The organism is Modestobacter sp. DSM 44400 (assembly GCF_900107175.1).
Lineage (GTDB): Bacteria > Actinomycetota > Actinomycetes > Mycobacteriales > Geodermatophilaceae > Modestobacter.
The window spans coordinates 37,556-54,765 of record NZ_FNOZ01000002.1 but is presented as its reverse complement, the minus strand read 5'-3'; the positions used below and the strand labels follow the sequence as shown (position 1 = coordinate 54,765).

The following is a 17,210-nucleotide window of genomic DNA, read 5'->3' as shown; positions in this document are numbered from 1 at the left end:
CTCCTGGAGTCCTCGTGCTCGCCTGGTCCACCATCATCTACGGCGCCATTCTCTCCGGTGTCCTCGCCGCAGTCGCCGCTGCGCTGCTCAGCCCCACCCGCCGGGTGCTGGTCACGCTCACCGTCGGTCTGACCACGTTGCTCGCCCCCACGGCGTGGAACGCGATCCTGCGCGCCACCCACGCCCACGAGTTCTTCACCGACGCGCCCCTGGCCGTCCTACCGGCGAGCTGGCAGGACACCGGCTCGGGCGTTTTCACCATCGCACTGACCGCGCTGGCCCTCGGCCTGGGGCCCCTGGCCGCCACTGGCCGGCGAACCGCCCTACTCGCCCTGGTCGCCGGGCTGATCGCCTTCGCCGTCGACGTCTACCTCTACTGAGAGCCAGCCACTCTCCTACCGGAAGAGGCCAGCTTCGACCGCCTGCGGCTAAGACCGTCGCCAGGATGAGGACTTTCGATGGTCGACCCACAAACGCCGCCGGCGGGCTGGCCTCAAGCTGGCCGGATCCCGATGCCCTGGTCAGCCGCGCGGCTTGACCCGCCGGGTGGCCGGCGCGGTGGTCGGGTCCTCCGGCCACGGGTGCCGGGGGTAGCGGCCGCGAAGCTCACTGCGGACGGCGGGGTAGCCGGTGACCCAGAACCCGGCCAGGTCTGCGGTGGTGGCCACGACCCGCGAGGCGGGGGACAGCAGCTGCAGCCGCAGCGGCCGGCCGGCGACCACCGGGGCGTCGGCCCAGCCGAACACCTCCTGCACCCGCACCGACGCGGTCGGCACCGCGGGGTCGGCGTAGTCCACCCGGACCCGCGTGCCGGTGGGCACCTCGACCCGCTCGGGGACCAGCTCGTCCAGCCGCCCGGCCAGCTGCCAGGGAATGAGCGCCCGCAGCGCCCCGACGACGTCGATCCGGGCCAGGTCCGCGCGGCTCCGGGCGGCCGACAGCGCCGGGCTCTCGGCCAGCCCGGACAGCAGCGCCTCATCGTCCACCGCCGGCCACGGCGCGCCCAGCCCGGAGTGCGCGGCCGCGAGCCGCTCCCGAAGTGCGACCGCGGCCGGCGTCCAGCGCAGCAGCGACAGCCCCTCGCGGCGCAGCCCCTCGGCGACGGCAGCGGCGACTGCGGCCGGGTCCGGCGAGGGCAGCGGCCGCTCGGTGAGCACGATCGCGCCCAGCCGCTCGACCCGGGCCGCGCGTACGTCGCCATCGCGCCAGGCGACCTCCGGTCCGTCGGTGTGTGCGGCCGCGCCGGCCTCCAGCGCGGTCGCCTCGTCGACGGCCACCGCCGAGCGCACCCGGGCGTCCCGCCGGCCCGGCGCCCGGTCGGCGGCGGCGACCGCCAGCCACGGCGCACCGGACAGGGCCGTGCCCGGCGCGAGCTCGGCGCCGGTGCCGGCGGCCAGCAGGTAGGTGCGCTCGGTCTCCGCGCGCCGACGGGCCAGCCACTCGGGGTGCGCCAGTCCGACGACGAGCCCGGCGGCTACGTCGTCGGGCAGGTCGGTGTCCGCCGCGGACGGCGTGGACCGGGTCAGCCGGGTTACCTCGTCGCGCCAGCGAGCGGCCGCGCCGTCTCGGGACCTGCGCAGCGCCCGCCAGTCGGCGACCAGGTCGTCGGAGCGGGACGGGACGTCGGCCGACAGCAGCGCCACCACCTCCGCCGCCCGCCGCCGGCCGACCAGCGGTGCGCCGTCCAGCAGCGCACGGGCCAGCCGGGGGTGCGCGCCGACGGCGGTCAGCGCGCGGCCGCGGGCGGTGACCCGGCCGGCGTCGCCCACCGCGCCGAGCTCGCGCAGCGTGTGCCGGGCGACGGTGAACGCGGCCTCCGGTGGGGTGTCGGGCAACGCCAGGCCCGCGCCGTCCGGCGCTCCCCAGCAGGCCAGCTCCAGGGCCAGCCCGGTCAGGTCGGCGACCGCGATCTCCGGCTCGGCGGCGGCGGCCAACCGGTCGTGCTCGGCGGCCGACCACAGCCGGTACACCCGGCCCGGTCCCTCCCGGCCGGCCCGCCCGGCGCGCTGGACGGCGGAGGCGCGGGACACCCGGACGGTGACCAGTGCGCCCAGCCCGCGGGCCACGTCGAAACGCGGCACCCGGGCCAGCCCGGCGTCGACCACGGTCCGCACGCCCGGCACGGTCAGGCTGGTCTCGGCCACGTCGGTGGACAGCACCACCCGGCGCCGGGGGCCGGGGGAGAGAGCGGCGTCCTGGTCGGCGGCGGGCAGCCGGCCGTGCAGCGGCCGGACGTCGGCGTCCACCCCGGCCAGCCGGCCGGCGACGCCGGCGATCTCCGCGGCGCCGGGCAGGAAGACCAGCACGTCGCCGGTCGTCTCGGTCAGCGCCCGCCGCGTCGTCGCGGCGACGGCGTCGAGCAGCCGCGGGTCGACCCGCAGCCCGTGCGGCGGCGCGACCGGCGGCTCCGGTGGGCACCAGACCGGCTCGACGGCGTGCAGCGACCCGGTCGCCTCGACCACGGGGGCGGCCCCGTCGTCGGCTCCCATCAGCACCGCCAGCCGGCCGGCCTGCGCGGTGGCCGACATGGCCAGCAGCTCGAGCTCCGGGCGCAGCGCCGTCCGGACGTCAACGGCGAACGCCAGCGCCAGGTCGGTGTCCAGCTGCCGCTCGTGGCACTCGTCCAACACGACGGCGGATACCCCGGGCAGCTCCGGGTCGGCCTGCAGCCGGCGAACCAGCAGCCCGGTGGTGACCACCTCGACCCGGGTGTCGGCGCTGCGGCGGCTGTCGCCGCGGACGCTGTAGCCCACCGAGCGCCCGACCGGTTCGCCAAGGAGGGCCGCCATCCGGCGGGCCGCGGCCCGGGCGGCGACCCGCCGCGGCTCGGCCACGACCACCCGGCCGGGCAGCCGGTCGGCCAGCGCCAGCGGCACCAGCGTCGTCTTGCCGGTGCCCGGTGGGGCGACCAGGACGGCGGTGCCGGACCTGCCGAGGGCGGTGTCCAGCGCGGCCAGCACCGCGCGGACCGGCAGATCGGTCCCGGGCGTCCCGGCGGGTGGCAGCACGGGGCCAGTCTCCCTGCCGGGGCGGCGGCGGACTGCCAGGATGACCCGGTGGCCGAACCAGGAGAGCGTCCGGCCCGCACCGGCCGCTCGGTGCTCACGGGGGTGCTCATCGGCATCGGGGCGGCGGGCTTCGTCGACGAGACGGTCTTCCACCAGCTGCTGCACTGGCACCACTTCTACGACCGCGGGACCAGCGCCGCCGGCCTCGTCTCCGACGGCCTCTTCCACGCGTTCAGCTGGACGGCGGTCGTGGTCGGACTGTTCCTGCTCGCCGATCTGCACCGGCGGCGGGCGACCGTGCCGGTGCGCGTGTGGGCCGGCGGGCTGATCGGCGCCGGCGGCTTCCAGCTCTACGACGGGCTGGTCCAGCACAAGCTCTTCGGGTTGCACCAGGTCCGGTACGGGGTCGACCTGCTGCCCTACGACCTGGCCTGGGACGTCGCCGGGGTAGTCCTGCTGCTCGCCGGCCTCGCGCTGTCGCGCCGGCCGGCGCGCCAGATCGCCGCACCGCCCTGGTGACCCACCCGCCAGGGGCGGGCGCCTGGCTGGCGCTGCTCCTGCCCGCCACGGCCGCAGCGCTGTACCTGGCCGGCTGGGGAGTGCTCCGCCGGCGGCGGACGGCGTGGCCGCGTACCCGGCTGCTCGCCGCCGCCGGCGGGCTGACCGTCGCCGCGGCGGCGCTGTCGCCGCCGCTGGTCGCGGGGACCGGGGAGTTCCCGTGGCATGTCGCCCAGCACCTGGCCCTGGTCATGCTGGCGCCCCTGCTGCTGGCGTGCTCGGCGCCGGTCACCCTGGCCCTGCGGACGCTGCCCCGCCGTCCGCGCCGCGGCCTGCTGCGGGTGCTGCACAGCGCGCCGCTGCGGGTGCTCACCGCGCCGGCGGTCGTCGTCCCGCTGGAGCTCGGGTCGCTCGCGGCGCTCTACCTGACGCCGCTGTCCGGGCTGCTGCACGCCTCGCCACTGGCGCACGTGCTGGTGCACGAGCACATGGTGCTCACCGGCTGCCTGGTCAGCTGGCTGCTGATCGGGGCTGACCCGATGCCCCGGCGGCTGTCCACCCCGGCGCGGGCGGCCGTCCTGGTGCTGCTGTCGGCGGGGCACGGCGTGCTGGCCAAGCTGCTGTACGCGCACCCACCGGCCGGCCTCGGCGCCGCCGACGAGGTCCGCGCCGGCGCAGAGCTCCTGTACTACGGCGGCGACGCGATCGAGCTGGTGCTCGCGGTCGCGGTGATGGCCGAGTGGTACCGGCGCACCGGCCGGCGGCTGCGCGCCGAGCAGCGCCGTGCGCTCAGCGCGCCGGTGCCGACCCGCTGAGCGCCGAAACTGCGGCGCGGACCTCCGCCGGGGTCAGCGCCAGGGTGGCGTCGCCCACCGGGAGCTCCACCCGCTGCACGCCCGGGTCGACCGTGGTCATCGCCTTCGGCCAGGTCCACAACTCCTGGTCGGCGGCCAGCGAGCGGGCCGCGGCGGCGAAGGCCTCCGGCGTCGTCCGGAGCAGCAGGTGCAGCATCGGCGTCTGCGGTGGGTCAGGAACGACGCTCACGCCCGGCAGGTCCCGGACGGCGGCGGCGACCGCCCGGGCGTGCTCGAGATACTCGGGCATCCGCGGAAGGCGGCGGCGCAGGTTGGTGAGCGCGGACGCCGCACCCGGCCACAGCCCGAACAGGGTCCCGCCCATCCGCCCCCGCCATTCCCGCACCTCGGCCACCACGTCGGCCGGACCGGCCACGCAGCAGCCCGCCAGCGCGCCCAGCCCCTTGTAGAAGCTCACGTAGGTGGTGTCGAACAGGGCGGCGATCTCGGCGGGGGAGCGGTCGTACCCGGCCGAGGCCTCCCACAGCCGGGCGCCGTCGAGGTGCGCCGCGCTGCCGCGCTCGCGGGCCCACGAGGCCTGCGCGACCAGGTCGTCCCACGCTGGCAGCTGGCCGCCGAGGTCGCGCTGCGGCAGCTCCAGCACCAGCGCGGCGGCCGGCTCGGCCACCGTGGCCAGGTCGGCGAGGGTGAGCAGCCGGGAACGGTCGCCGACCGGGCGGCCGACGAGGCGCTGCAGCCGCTCCAGCGCCCGGCCCTCGTGCTGGTCGAGATGGCACTCGGGGTGGAACAGCACGGTGCGTCGGCCGGTGCGATCGGCGTGCACCCGCAGCACCGACTGCTGGGCCATCGTCCCGCTCGGCAGGTACACGGCGGCGGGCTGCCCGAGCATCCCGGCGACCTCGGCCTCCAGCTCGGTGACCACGCCACCCTCGCCGTACCGGTCCACCGCCGTCCCCGGCGGGATGTCGGCGAGCAGGTCGGCGGCCCGCTGGGGCCCGTGCCCGGTCAGGAAGCGCGTGCACGAGTCCCGGAGGGCCGTGAGGTCGTCGTCCACGGCGCCAGTCTGGCGGGGGGTTGTCCGACGGGACGACGAGGGCCACGCTGGAGTCCTGGACGACGACGTCTTCCGCGGAGGTCCGGTGGCCACACGAAACGGCAGGGACTCCAGTCGGGACCAGGCGGGCGCACCGGTGCCCCGCCCGGCCGACCGGGTGCGCAACGTCGCGCTGGTCGGGCGGACGGCGGCCGGCAAGACCACGCTGGCGGAGGCGCTGCTCGCCGCCTCCGGTGCGCTGTCGCGGGCCGGCCGGGTCGAGGACGGCACGACCTGCTTGGACACCGAGGAGGTCGAGGTCCGCGAGCAGCACTCCGTGTCGCTGGCCGCGGCCACCGTCGAGCACGCTGGTCACCGGCTGACGCTGCTGGACACCCCCGGCGGGCCGGATTTCGTCGGTGAGGTGCGGGCGGCGCTGCGGGCCGCGGACGCCGCGCTGTTCGTGGTCTCCGCGGTGGCCGGCATCGACGCCGCCACCGTGCAGCTGTGGGACGAGTGCGCCGCGGTGGGCATGCCGCGGGCGGTGGTCATCACCCAGGCCGACCGGCCGCGCGCGGACCTCGCCGGTGCGGTCCGTGCCTGCCGGGAGCACCTGGGTGGGGTGCACCAGCTGCACGTCGTCGAGCCCGGGCCGGACGGCGCACCCCGGGCGGTGGCGTCGCTGCTCGAGCCGCACCCGGGCCTTCCGGACGCCGACCAGCTGCGGGCCGAGCTCATCGAGGCGGTGATCGCCGAGAGCGAGGACGAGACGCTGCTGGAGCGCTACCTCGCGGGCGAGCCGGTCTCGGGCAGCGAGCTGGTCGCCGACCTGGAGACGGCGGTGGCCCGCGGTGCGCTGCACCCGGTGCTGTTCAGCGCTCCGCTGTCCGGCCTGGGGGTGCGCGAGGTCCTCGATCTGGTGGTGACGGCCTTCCCGTCGCCGCTGGAGCGGCCCTGCCCGGTGGTCACCGACCTCGGCGGCCGCCCGGTCGCCGCGGTGGGCTGCGATCCGGCCGGCCCGCTGGTCGCCGAGGTGGTGAAGACGACGACCGACCCCTACCTGGGGCGGATCTCGCTGGTCCGGGTCTTCTCCGGCACGCTGCGGCCGGACATGGCCTTGCACGTCTCCGGGCACGGCCATGCCGAGCGGGGCCACCCCGACCACGACGCCGACGAACGGGTGGGCGCGCTGTCCTGCCCGCTCGGCCCGGTGCTCCGACCGGTGGCGGAGTGCCCGGCCGGCGACGTCTGCGCGGTCGCCCGGCTCGGGTCGGCCGAGACCGGTGACACCCTGTCCAGCCCGGACCGCCCGCTGCTGGTCGCGCCCTGGGACCTGCCCGAGCCGCAGCTGCCGGTCGCCGTGGAGGCGGCCTCCCGGGCCGAGGAGGACCGGCTGGCCACCGCGCTGGCCCGGCTGGTTGCCGAGGACCCGACGGTCCGGCTGGAGCGCCGAGTCGACACCGGGCAGGCGCTGCTGTGGTGCGTCGGGGACGCGCACGCCGCGGTGCTGCTGGACCGGCTGCGCGTCCGGTTCGGCGTCGCCGTCCAGACGCCGCCGGTGCGGGTGTCGCTGGTCGAGACCCTGGCCGGCCCGGCCACCGTGACCGGCCGGCACGTCAAGCAGTCCGGCGGCCACGGGCAGTACGCCGTCGTCGTCCTGGAGGGCCGGCCAGGGGCGCCGGGGTCGGGCATCGTGTTCGACCAGCGGGTGGTCGGCGGCTCCGTGCCGGGGCAGTTCCACGGCAGCGTGGAGAAGGGCGTGCGGGCGCAGGCCGCCCGCGGGGTGAGCGGCGACCGCCCGCTGGTGGACGTCGAGGTGACCCTGGTCGATGGCAAGGCGCACTCCGTGGACTCCTCCGACGCCGCGTTCCAGGCCGCCGGCGCGCTGGCCCTCCGGGAGCTGGCCACCGCGGCCGGCAGCCGAGTGCTGGAGCCGTGGTGCCGGGTCGAGGTCACCGTGCCGGCCGAGCACGTCGGGGCGGTGCTCAGCGACCTCGCCGCGCGGCGGGGCCGGGTCACCGGCAGCGACACCGCACCCGACGAGGACCGGGCGACCGTGCGCGCCGAGGTGCCCGAGCGGGAGCTGCTGGACTATCCCGGCGCGCTGCGGGCGGTCGCCCACGGCACCGGCCGGTTCACCCGGACGCCGCTGGGTCACGAGCCGGCTCCGGCGGCGGTCGTGGCCGAGCTCCAGCCGGCCTGACCCCGCCGGTGGGCGACCGGCCCGGCGGTGATGTGCGGTCGGGGCGCATCCCAGGCCCAGAACGCGCCCCAGTCGCACACTCCACGGGGCAGCCGGCCCGGCAGACTGCCCGTCGTGCGCACCTGGCTGCTGGTCCACCCACCCCTGCTGGGGCCGGCGGTGCTGGGCCCGCTGGCCGGCGAACTCCGGGCCCAGGGCGCGGACGTCGCCGTCCCGGACCTCCGCGGCGCGGTGACCACGGCGCCCGGCTGGTACCACCGGTTCACTGCCGCGGCCGCGGTCACCGGCGCCGCCGACGTCGTCCTCGGGTTCTCCGGGGCGGGGGTCGTGCTGCCCGCCGTCGCCGCCGCGGTCGGCGCCCGCCGGGTGGTCTGGCTGGACGCGATCGTGCCGGCCGCCACGGGCGCGACCACGACGTCGCCGGAGCTACAGGAGCAGGTGGCCGGCCTCGTCCGCGACGGCCGGATCGCCGCCTGGCCCACGTGGTGGGAGGACGACGAGCTCGCTGCCCAGCTGCCCGACCCACAGCTGCGGGCCACGGTCGCGGCCGAGGCGCCGGAGCTACCGGCCGACTTCTACACGGTCGCTGTCCCGGGGCCCGCCGACTGGCCGGACGGCGACGTCCGGTACGTCCACCTCTCGCCGGGCTACGACCGGTCCGCCGCGCAGGCCCGGGCCCGCGGCTGGTCGGTGACCGGCAACGGCGCCGGCCGGCACCTGGACGTCGTCACCGACCCGGCCCGGATCGTGGCCCAGCTCACCGGGTCAGCGGGGACGTCCGCCGACCGGTAGGCATGTCCGATGACGGGGTGGTCCGTCCAGCCCGCCACCTGCCCTGAGGAGCTGACCGTGCGCATCACCGACACCGCCGACCTGTGGTGGAAGAACGCCGTCGTCTACTGCCTGGACGTCGAGACGTTCATGGACTGGGACGGCGACGGCTGCGGCGACTTCGCGGGCCTGGCCCAGCGGCTGGACCACCTCGCCGACCTGGGCGTTACCTGCCTGTGGCTGATGCCCTTCTACCCGACCGCCGAACGGGACGACGGGTACGACATCACCGACTTCTACGGCGTCGACCCGCGGCTGGGCACCCACGGTGACCTGGTGGAGGTGATCCGCACCGCCAACGACCGGGGCATGCGGGTGATCGCCGACCTGGTGGTCAACCACACCTCCGAGAAGCACCCGTGGTTCCGCTCGGCCCGGTCGTCGAAGGACTCGCCGTACCGCGACTTCTACGTCTGGCGCGCCGACCCGCCGCCGGACACCTCCGCCCAGGTCGTCTTCCCCGACCAGGAGGACAGCATCTGGCAGCTGGAGGAGAAGACCGGGGAGTGGTACCTGCACAAGTTCTACCGGCAGCAGCCCGATCTCAACGTCGCCAACCCGCTGGTCCGGGACGAGATCGCGAAGGTGATGGGGTTCTGGCTTCAGCTGGGGCTGTCCGGATTCCGGGTGGACGCCGTTCCGTTCCTGCTGGAGACCGCCGGCGTCGACGAGCAGGAGGCCGCGGCTTTCCCCGACCCGCACCAGTACCTGCGGGCGCTGCGGGCGCTCCTCGGCCGGCGAGCCGAGGCCGCCGTGCTGCTCGGCGAGGTGAACCTGCCGCACGAGCAGCAGGCGGAGTTCTTCGGCGGCCCGGACGGCGGCGAGCTGACCATGCAGTTCGACTTCATCGCGATGCAGGCGATGTACCTGTCGCTGGCCCGCTGCGACGCGGCGCCACTGGCCGACGCGCTGACCGCCCGCCCGAGGATCTCCCCGGACAACCAGTGGGGCACCTTCGTGCGCAACCACGACGAGCTCACCCTGGACAAGCTGAGCGAGGACGAGCGCGCCGAGGTGTTCGCCGCCTTCGGCCCCGAGGCGCGGATGCAGGTCTACGGCCGGGGCCTGATCCGGCGGCTGCCGCCCATGCTGGCCGGCGACCCCCGGCGGATCCGGATGGTCTACAGCCTGATGTTCTCCCTGCCGGGCACGCCGGTGCTGTTCTACGGCGAGGAGATCGGGATGGGCGAGAGCCTGGCGGCCGAGGGCCGGCTCGCCGTCCGGACGCCGATGCAGTGGACGTCGGGGAAGAACGGCGGGTTCTCCACCGCGGCGGCGGGAAGGTTGCCCGGCCCGGTGGTGGAGGGCGGTTTCTCCCCGGAGCACGTCAACGTCGCCGACCAACGCCGGGACCCGGACTCGATGCTGGCGTTCATGCGGCTGCTGATCCGTCGCTACCGGGAATCCCCGGAACTGGGCTGGGGGAACTTCGAGGTGCTCGACCAGCCGCATCCGCAGGTGTTCGCCCACCTCAGCAGCTGGGACGACGGTGCCCTCGTGGCGCTGCACAACCTGGGCGCCGAGCCGTGCACCGTGCCGCTCACCCTGGCCGGCTGCGGCAGCACGCACCGGCTGGAGGACCTGCTCGTGGCGTGCAGCACGCCGCTGACCGAGGACGGGTCGGTCGAGCTGACCCTGGAGGGCTACGGGTACCGGTGGCTGCGGGTCGTGGCCGAGGACAGCCGCCGGCTGGTCTGATCCGCCGACGGACGCGTGTTGCTGCCGCTGCTGCCTCGACGTGGGTCTGACAGCGTCGCCGCATGTGCTTCTCCGCAACCGCCGACTTCGTGGCAGCTGGAGTGGTCGGCGGCATCGGGGTGGGCGCCCTGACCCAGGTGCGCACCGTTCGCGACGTGCCGTTCGCCGCCCTGCCGCTGCTGTTCGCCCTGCATCAGTTCACCGAGGGCTTCGTCTGGCTCAGCCTGGAGGGGCACGTGAGCACCGGTGTCGGGGACGTGGCCGCTTTCCTCTACGTGCTGTACGCCTACGGGCTGTTACCGATCCTGGTGCCGCTGTCCCTGCTGCTCATCGAGCCACCCGGCCGGCGGCGGGTGCACATGGTGCCCTTCGTCGTCATCGGCGCGATCACCTCGATCTATCTGTTCTGGGCCAGCGCCGCCGGGCCGATCGACTACGGCATCGCCGAGCACTCGCTCTCCTACGACACCCACGCACCGCCGCTCGGCGTCGCGGCGGTCGGCTATGTCCTGGCCACCGTGGGCGCGGCGCTGCTGGCCGGGTACCCGGCGATCGTGGCCTTCGGCATCGCCAACGCCGTGGGGCTGACCGCCACCCTGATCGTGCTGCAGGTTTCGTTCGCCTCGATCTGGTGCGTCTACGCCGCCGTGACCAGCACCCCGGTGTTGGTCTTCTTCCTCCGTCGCAACCGTGCCCAGGGCGAACAGGTCAGGCGTCACCAGCAGGAGGCACCGGCTCCGATGGGCTGAGCGGCGCCCATCGTGCATTCGTTGACCCGTTGCAGGTGCGCCCTCACGGTCAGCGACCGCCCGCCGGAAACACTCCGACGCCGACCATCCCCCGCGGGAACCGCCGGGGCACCTCCCGCGCAGTGTCGTACGACCGACCTAGCGTCGGGCGTGAGGTGATTGCCAGATGAGCGACGAACGAGACGTGCTGACCACCGGCTGGAAGGATTCCGGTGCCGACCCTGCCGCCGCCGGGACGGGTGCGACGGCGGTGCCGGACCCCCGAGCAGAGGCGCGGATGACGGCTCCCGGGCCGGCTCCCGCCCCCGGCGACGCCGGCCCTCCGGGAACTCCGCCACCCGATCACCCGGTGCCACCGCCGGCCGATGAGGGTGCGAGCGACCTGCCCGCCGGGCCTGACCACCAGCCCGGAACGCTGCCCACGGTGCCGGTGACCGTTCGCCCCCGTCCGCGGCTGCCGCGCCGCGCCCCGATGATCCGGATGGGGCCGTGGGCTCCGGTGGCCGGCGCGGGGGTGGGTCTCCTGCTCGGTGTGGTCGTGGTGCTGTTCCTGGCCCCCGCGGTCACCGGCTTCGCCGAACGGCTGTCGCTGGTCTTCGTCGTCCTGGGGCTGGCCCTGCTGGGTGCTGGCGGTGTGCTGCTGGCCGACGAGGTGCGCCTGCTGCGCAAGGGGACGCAGGCCGTGGAGGCGCGGTCGGCCAGTGCCGGGGTGATCGCCGGTCTGCTCAACGGGCTCACGCCCGCCCGGCTCCTGATCACGGCCAGCGCATTCTGCCTGCTGCTCAGCGCGTACGTGACGAACCGCGGCTGAGCCGGCCGGGGGGACCCGGGGCCGCGGATGGCCCCGGGTCCCCCCGGCTCAGCCGAATGCGTCGAGGCCCAGGTGGACGGCCAGGCCGAGCTCGGCGACGGCGACGACCCGGCGCAGTGCGGTCTGCGGCACCCGGCGCACGACCGCGGGTCCGAGCAGGCCCCCGGCGAAGAAGCCGACCGCCAGTGGCAGGGCGGCCAGCCAGTCGACATCGGCGAAGAAGGCGTACCCGATCGCGGCGACCGAGTTGGCCACCCCGAGCACGACGTTCTTCAGCGCATTGCTGCGCGGCACGCCCTCACCGGTCACCAGCAGGAACACCGCCAGCAGCAGCACGCCGGCGGCCGCGCCGAAGTAGCCGGCGTAGATGGAGACGGCAAAGGTGGCCACGACCAGGCCGGTGGCGTCGCGACGTGGGTGCGCCGCACCCTCCGCCGCCAGCTCGCGGGGCGGGCGCTGCACGAGCATGGCCAGCGACGCGCCGGCGATCAGGAACGGGACCAGCTTCTCGAACGCCGAGGACGGCGTGAGCAGCAGCAGGACCGCGCCGGTGACTCCGCCGAGGAGGCCGGCGACGCACAACCGTCCGAGCCGGCTCCGCTGCCCGGTGAGCTCCGGCCGCGATGCGCTCACCGCGGCCACGCTGCTGAAGGACAGCGCGACGGTGTTGGTCACGTTGGCGGTCAGCGGGGGTATGCCGGTGGCAAGGAGGGCGGGGTAGCTGATCAGCGAGGCGAGGCCGGCGATGGTGCCCATCAGCCCGGCTCCGGCGCCGGCCAGCACGAGCAGGCCGAACTCCAGTGCGCTCATGGGGCGGTGCTCAACGGGTGAGCAGGACGGCGATCGCGATCAGGCCCAGCAGCACGATCGCCGTCCGGAGGACGGGGGCCGGCAGCCGGCGTCCAAAGGTGGAGCCGACGAAGCCGCCGACCAACGAGCCGCCGGCGACCAGCCCGGCGGCGGCCCAGTCGACCCGGTCGGTGGCCACGACCACGTAGGTCAGCGCGGCGACCGCGTTCACCCCGAGGGTCAGGACGTTCTTGATCGCGTTGAGCCGCTGCAGGGACTCGCGCAGCAGTAGCCCGAAGATCCCCATCTGCAACACGCCCTGGCTGGCGGCGAAGTACCCGCCGTAGGTGCCGGTGGCGTAGGCCCCGGCGACCAGCCCGGCCAGCCGCAGGCTGCCGACGTGCAGCTCCTCGGCCTCGGCGACCCCGTCGCGGGCGCGGCGCCGGGCGAGGGCTCGTTGCAGCAGGGGTTGGACGGCGACCAGCACGACGGCCAGCCCGACCAGCACGGGCACGATCGTCTCGAAGGCGGCGGCCGGCAGGTGCAGCAGCAGGAAGGCGCCGGTCAGGGCACCGAGCACGGAGGCGGGGAAGAGGCGCACCAGCAGGCGCCGCTGACCGCGAAGTTCCCGCCGGTAGCCGACGGCGCCGGTGAGGTTGCCGGGGACCAGGCCGAGGGAGTTGGTGATGGTCGCGGTCACCGGCGGCAGGCCGACCGCCAGCAGCACCGGAAAGGTCACCAGGGTGCCGGAGCCGACGACGGCGTTGATCGACCCGGCGGCAAGGCCGGCCAGGGCGACCGCCAGCATCTCCCACCCGGTCATGGCCGCATCGCCGCGAGGGTGTCACAGCCCGGTGGTGTGATCTGCACCATGTCCGGGCAAGCCGCTGACGACCACACCGAGCCCGACCCGCCGCGAGTGCATCGACGGGGGCCGTGGGGGAGTGGACGGGGATGCCCAAGGACAACCTCGACACGCGCCCGCAGCCACGCGCTGGCGTGGACAGTTGGGTCAGATGTCGGGACAGTTCGGCCCGTGCCCCGCCGAGCCACGTCGTCGTACCGCTTCGTCACCGTCTGGCGGGTGCCGGGCACCGTGGCCGAGGTGAAGGCGGTGCTCAGTGACAGCGCCTCGCTGCCCCGGTGGTGGCCGTCGGTGTACCTCGACGTCGTTCCGCGGGCGGATGGCGACGCGGACGGCGTGGGGCGCACGGTCGAGGTGTTCACCACGGGTTGGCTGCCGTACACGCTGCGCTGGACGCTGCGCATCACCGAGACGATGACCGATGCCGGCTTCGCCCTGGCGGCGAGCGGCGACCTGGCGGGCACCGGCCGCTGGACGTTCCAGCCCGACGGCCCCGAGCTTGTCATCACCTACGACTGGCAGGTCACCGCGACCAAGCCGTTGCTGAAGCGGCTCGGTTGGCTGCTGCGCGGTGCCTTCGAGGCCAACCACCGTTGGGCGATGAACCGGGGAGAGGAGAGCCTGGCCCTCGAGCTCAGGCGCCGCCGGGCCGCCGGCCCGGCCGAGTGGGCCGCGATGCCTGCGCCGCCCGGGCCGACGTTCCGCTGGTCGGCCCGGCGCGCTCAGGGGAGGGCGACCACCCGGGCCAGCAGCTCGTCGTCGACCGGCCGGTCGGCGTAGACCAGCCGGACGTCGGCCGGGTCGGGGCTGCCGGCGTCCGGCCCGCGCCAGACGAGCCTCAGCCCGGACCGCTCGGCCCGTCCGCGGGACTCGGTGATGTGCTCGAGCAGGTGGGCGATCACCGGACGGGCGGGGTCGACGGCGCGCGCCGGTGCGGACCGCGCAGCCGCCGCCCCCCACCATCGCCCTCGGCCGCAGGCCGGGCGGCACCTGCTCGGCCGGCAGGTCCGCGCCCGCAGTCGCGCCGTCCAGTAACCCAGCCGGTCCGCTGCCACGCGTCGGCGTCGGCGGCGATGCCCAGCTGCGTCGCGGTCGCCGCCGGGTCGGCGTGCCGCCCCCGCGAGAAGTGCGCCCACACGCCCGGCCCGGCCGTGCCGGACCGGCCCCCTCCAGGGCCCCGAGCCGAGCTTGCGAGGGAGAGGAGGGTCAGGCCATCGCCGGGGGCCCACCGCGAGCCTGGGAGTGGTGGGGGCGGGGGGTGGCCCTTCTTCAATCGCGGCGGCCCGCGTCCACCAGGCGCAGCACTACCGCGCCCTCCTCGTCGGAGGCCTCCAGGTCGACCTCGACGTCGAAGCCCCAGTCGTGGTCGCCGGCCGGGTCGTCCAGGACCTGCCGGACCCGCCAGACCCCCGGTGTCGACTTGTCGACGATGAGCAGCGCCGGTCCGCGGGCGTCGGCGCCGGTGTTCAGCTCGTCGTGGTCGGCGAAGTAGCCCTGCACCACCTCGCCCCACCGCTCGGCGTCCCAGCCGGCGGCGTAGTCCAGCTCACCCAGGTCATACCAGCGGCGGCGGGCGATCAGTTCGACCCGGCGGAACAGCGCGTTGCGGACCATCGCGGTGAACGCCCGCTCGTTGCCGGTCAGCGGCCGGGGCCGGGCCGGGACGGACACCGGCGCGTCCAGCGGTTGGTCGGGGCTGGTCAGCTGCTCCCACTCGTCGAGCAGCGACGAGTCGACCTGGCGCACCAGCTCGCCGAGCCACTCGACCAGGTCGGTGACCTCCTCGGTGCGTGCGTCGGCCGGCACCCCGGACCGCAGCGCCTTGAACGCGTCGGACAGGTACCGCAGCACCGCGCCTTCGGAGCGGGTCAGGCTGTAGTTGTTGACCAGCTCCCGGAAGGTCATCGCCCGCTCCCACATGTCCCGCACCACGGACTTGGGGGACAGCTGGGCGTCCGCGACCCACGGGTTGCCGGCACGGTAGGTCTCGAAGGCGAACTCCAGGAGCTCGGCCAGCGGCTTGGGATAGCTGATCTCCTCGAGCAGCTCCATCCGCTCGTCGTACTCGATGCCCTCGGCCTTCATCTGCGCGACGGCCTCGCCCTTGGCCTTGTTCAGCTGCGCGGCCAGGATCTGCCGCGGGTCGTCCAGCGTCGCCTCGATCACCGAGACGACGTCCAGGACGTACGTGTCGGACTCGGGGTCGAGCAGCCCGATCGCAGCCAGCGCGAAGGTCGACAGCGGCTGGTTGAGCGCGAAGTCCGGGGGCAGGTCGACGGTCAGCCGGTACCGCCGGCCGTCCGGACCGGGGGTGTCCAGCCGCTCGATGACCCCGGCGCCCAGCAGCCCCCGGGCGATGCCGATCGCCTCCCGGACGTGCTTGCGCTGCCGGGCGCGCGGCTCGTGGTTCTCGGTGAGCAGGTGTCGCATCGCCGCGAACGGGTCGCCGGGCCGGGCGACGACGTTGAGCAGCATGCCGGTCGACACCCGGAAGTGGCTGGTCAGCGGCTCGGGCTCAGCGTTGATGAGCCGCTGCTGGGTCGACTCGCTCCACGGCACCATGCCCTCGGGGGCCTTGCGGCGCACCAGCTTGCGGCGCTTCTTCGGGTCGTCGGCGACCTTGGCGAACTGCTTGAGGTTCTCCACCTCGTGCTCCGGCGCCTGAACGACGACGGTGCCCGCGGTGTCGTAGCCGGCCCGCCCCGCGCGACCGGCGATCTGGTGGAACTCCCGGGCGTTGAGCAGCCGGGTCCGGGTGCCGTCGTACTTGCTCAACGCGGAGAACACCACGGTGCGGATCGGCACGTTGATGCCGACCCCGAGGGTGTCGGTGCCGCAGATGATCTTCAGCAGCCCGGCCTGGGCCAGTTGCTCGACCAGTCGCCGGTACTTGGGCAGCATTCCGGCGTGGTGGACGCCGATGCCGTGCCGGACCAGGCGGGACAGCGTCGTCCCGAAGGCGGAGGAGAACCGGAAGCCGGCGATCATGTCCGCGATCGCGGCCTTCTCCTCCTTGGTCGACACGTTTACGCTCATCAGCGCCTGCGCCCGCTCCAGCGCCGAGGCCTGGGTGAAGTGGACGACGTAGACCGGTGCCTGCCGGGTGTCCAGCAGCTCGGCGATCGTCTCGTGCATCGGCGTCGTGGCGTAGTAGTGGTGCAGCGGCACCGGGCGCTCGGCGTTGGCCACCAGCGCGGTCGGCCGCCCGGTGCGCCGGGTGAGGTCCTCCCGCAGCGAGGTCATGTCCCCGAGCGTCGCCGACATCAGCAGGAACTGGGCCTTCGGCAGCTCGATCAGCGGCACCTGCCACGCCCAGCCGCGGTCGGGGTCGCCGTAGAAGTGGAACTCGTCCATCACGACCAGGCCGATGTCGGCATCCGGGCCTTCGCGCAGGGCGATGTTGGCCAGCACCTCGGCAGTGCAGGCGATGATCGGGGCGTCGGCGTTGACGCTGGCGTCACCGGTGAGCATCCCGACGTTGGCCGCGCCGAAGACCCCGCAGAGGGCGAAGAACTTTTCGCTCACCAGCGCCTTGATAGGAGCCGTGTAGAAGCTCACCCGGTCGGCCGCCAGTGCCGCGAACTGCGCGCCCGTCGCGACCAGCGACTTGCCCGATCCGGTCGGGGTCGCGAGGACGACGTTGGCGCCGCTGACCAGCTCGATCAGCGCCTCCTCCTGCGCCGGGTACAGCACGGTGCCGGCGTCCTCGGCCCACTGGGCGAAGCGGGCGAACACCGCGTCCGGGTCGTCGCCCAGGGCCAGCAGCTCGCTCAGGTCGTCGGGGTCGGCGATCAGCGCCCCTGAGGGCGGGGAGGGCAGCGCGGTGGCGGGGGAGTCGGCCGGGGTCGAGTCGGTGCCGGCGGGGGAGAGCGTCATCGTGGGGGACAGCGTGCCCGATGCCGCAGACCTT

General features: G+C 74.9%; 15 protein-coding genes. 9 read left to right on the top strand and 6 right to left on the bottom strand.

The features are described from left to right. Window positions 1–14 precede the first annotated feature (14 nt). On the top strand, window positions 15–380 hold the full coding sequence (locus BLW04_RS02540; RefSeq protein WP_091536980.1) for a hypothetical protein: 366 nt from the start codon (window positions 15–17) through the stop codon (window positions 378–380). A gap of 141 nt (window positions 381–521) precedes the next feature. Here the strand turns inward: BLW04_RS02540 and hrpB are convergent, their stop codons facing one another. Beyond that, window positions 522–3,008 carry an ATP-dependent helicase HrpB gene (gene hrpB / locus BLW04_RS02535; RefSeq protein WP_091536975.1) on the bottom strand — a complete coding sequence of 829 codons (2,487 nt, stop codon included), beginning with the start codon at window positions 3,006–3,008 and terminating at the stop codon, window positions 522–524. Window positions 3,009–3,056: 48 nt separating this feature from the next. Between hrpB and BLW04_RS02530 the strand changes: the two genes are divergently transcribed. Together BLW04_RS02530 and BLW04_RS02525 are read left to right on the top strand one after the other, a co-directional pair. Continuing rightward, complete coding sequence (locus tag BLW04_RS02530; RefSeq protein WP_091536972.1) at window positions 3,057–3,527, top strand: DUF2243 domain-containing protein; 471 nt, start codon at window positions 3,057–3,059, stop codon at window positions 3,525–3,527. After that, entirely contained in the window at window positions 3,524–4,321 is a 798-nt protein-coding gene (locus BLW04_RS02525; protein ID WP_175483873.1) for a cytochrome c oxidase assembly protein, read from the top strand. Before BLW04_RS02530 ends, BLW04_RS02525 begins: the two co-directional genes overlap by 4 nt. Here the strand turns inward: BLW04_RS02525 and BLW04_RS02520 are convergent. After that, a complete protein-coding gene (locus tag BLW04_RS02520) occupies window positions 4,296–5,375 on the bottom strand; it encodes a threonine aldolase family protein (RefSeq protein ID WP_091537316.1) in 1,080 nt (359 codons plus the stop codon). The two genes, BLW04_RS02525 and BLW04_RS02520, sit on opposite strands and share 26 nt — an antisense overlap. An 85-nt stretch (window positions 5,376–5,460) precedes the next feature. Here BLW04_RS02520 and BLW04_RS02515 point away from each other — a divergent pair, with 85 nt between their 5' ends. The 5 genes from BLW04_RS02515 (at window position 5,461) to BLW04_RS02495 (ending at window position 11,646) form a co-directional block, all read left to right on the top strand. Continuing rightward, the gene (locus BLW04_RS02515) at window positions 5,461–7,557 is read left to right on the top strand and encodes an elongation factor G-like protein EF-G2 (protein ID WP_254780976.1); all 2,097 of its coding nucleotides are present in this window, start codon (window positions 5,461–5,463) and stop codon (window positions 7,555–7,557) included. Between the two features lie 114 nt (window positions 7,558–7,671). Beyond that, window positions 7,672–8,349 (top strand): hypothetical protein, encoded by a 678-nt coding sequence (locus BLW04_RS02510; RefSeq protein ID WP_091536966.1) that lies wholly within the window; start codon window positions 7,672–7,674, stop codon window positions 8,347–8,349. 57 nt (window positions 8,350–8,406) lie between these two features. After that, a complete protein-coding gene (locus tag BLW04_RS02505) occupies window positions 8,407–10,086 on the top strand; it encodes an alpha-amylase family protein (protein WP_091537311.1) in 1,680 nt (559 codons plus the stop codon). A gap of 62 nt (window positions 10,087–10,148) precedes the next feature. Continuing rightward, complete coding sequence (locus BLW04_RS02500; RefSeq protein WP_091536964.1) at window positions 10,149–10,835, top strand: DUF6629 family protein; 687 nt, start codon at window positions 10,149–10,151, stop codon at window positions 10,833–10,835. A gap of 166 nt (window positions 10,836–11,001) precedes the next feature. Next, window positions 11,002–11,646: a hypothetical protein gene (locus tag BLW04_RS02495; RefSeq protein WP_091536962.1), complete on the top strand. Its 645-nt coding sequence runs from the start codon at window positions 11,002–11,004 to the stop codon at window positions 11,644–11,646. 48 nt (window positions 11,647–11,694) lie between these two features. On the opposite strand, the gene BLW04_RS02490 is transcribed toward BLW04_RS02495, so the two are convergent. Then, on the bottom strand, window positions 11,695–12,456 hold the full coding sequence (locus BLW04_RS02490; RefSeq protein WP_091536959.1) for a sulfite exporter TauE/SafE family protein: 762 nt from the start codon (window positions 12,454–12,456) through the stop codon (window positions 11,695–11,697). A gap of 10 nt (window positions 12,457–12,466) precedes the next feature. After that, window positions 12,467–13,258, bottom strand: a complete 792-nt coding sequence (locus tag BLW04_RS02485) for a sulfite exporter TauE/SafE family protein (protein ID WP_091536956.1) — start codon at window positions 13,256–13,258, stop codon at window positions 12,467–12,469. Window positions 13,259–13,471: 213 nt separating this feature from the next. Here BLW04_RS02485 and BLW04_RS02480 point away from each other — a divergent pair, with 213 nt between their 5' ends. Continuing rightward, on the top strand, window positions 13,472–14,080 hold the full coding sequence (locus tag BLW04_RS02480) for an SRPBCC family protein (RefSeq protein WP_091536954.1): 609 nt from the start codon (window positions 13,472–13,474) through the stop codon (window positions 14,078–14,080). Here the strand turns inward: BLW04_RS02480 and BLW04_RS02475 are convergent. Together BLW04_RS02475 and BLW04_RS02470 are read right to left on the bottom strand one after the other, a co-directional pair. Next, entirely contained in the window at window positions 14,023–14,202 is a 180-nt protein-coding gene (locus tag BLW04_RS02475) for a hypothetical protein (RefSeq protein WP_091536952.1), read from the bottom strand. The two genes, BLW04_RS02480 and BLW04_RS02475, sit on opposite strands and share 58 nt — an antisense overlap. 367 nt (window positions 14,203–14,569) lie before the next feature. Beyond that, the gene (locus tag BLW04_RS02470; RefSeq protein ID WP_217630805.1) at window positions 14,570–17,176 is read right to left on the bottom strand and encodes a DEAD/DEAH box helicase; all 2,607 of its coding nucleotides are present in this window, start codon (window positions 17,174–17,176) and stop codon (window positions 14,570–14,572) included. Window positions 17,177–17,210: the final 34 nt, after the last annotated feature.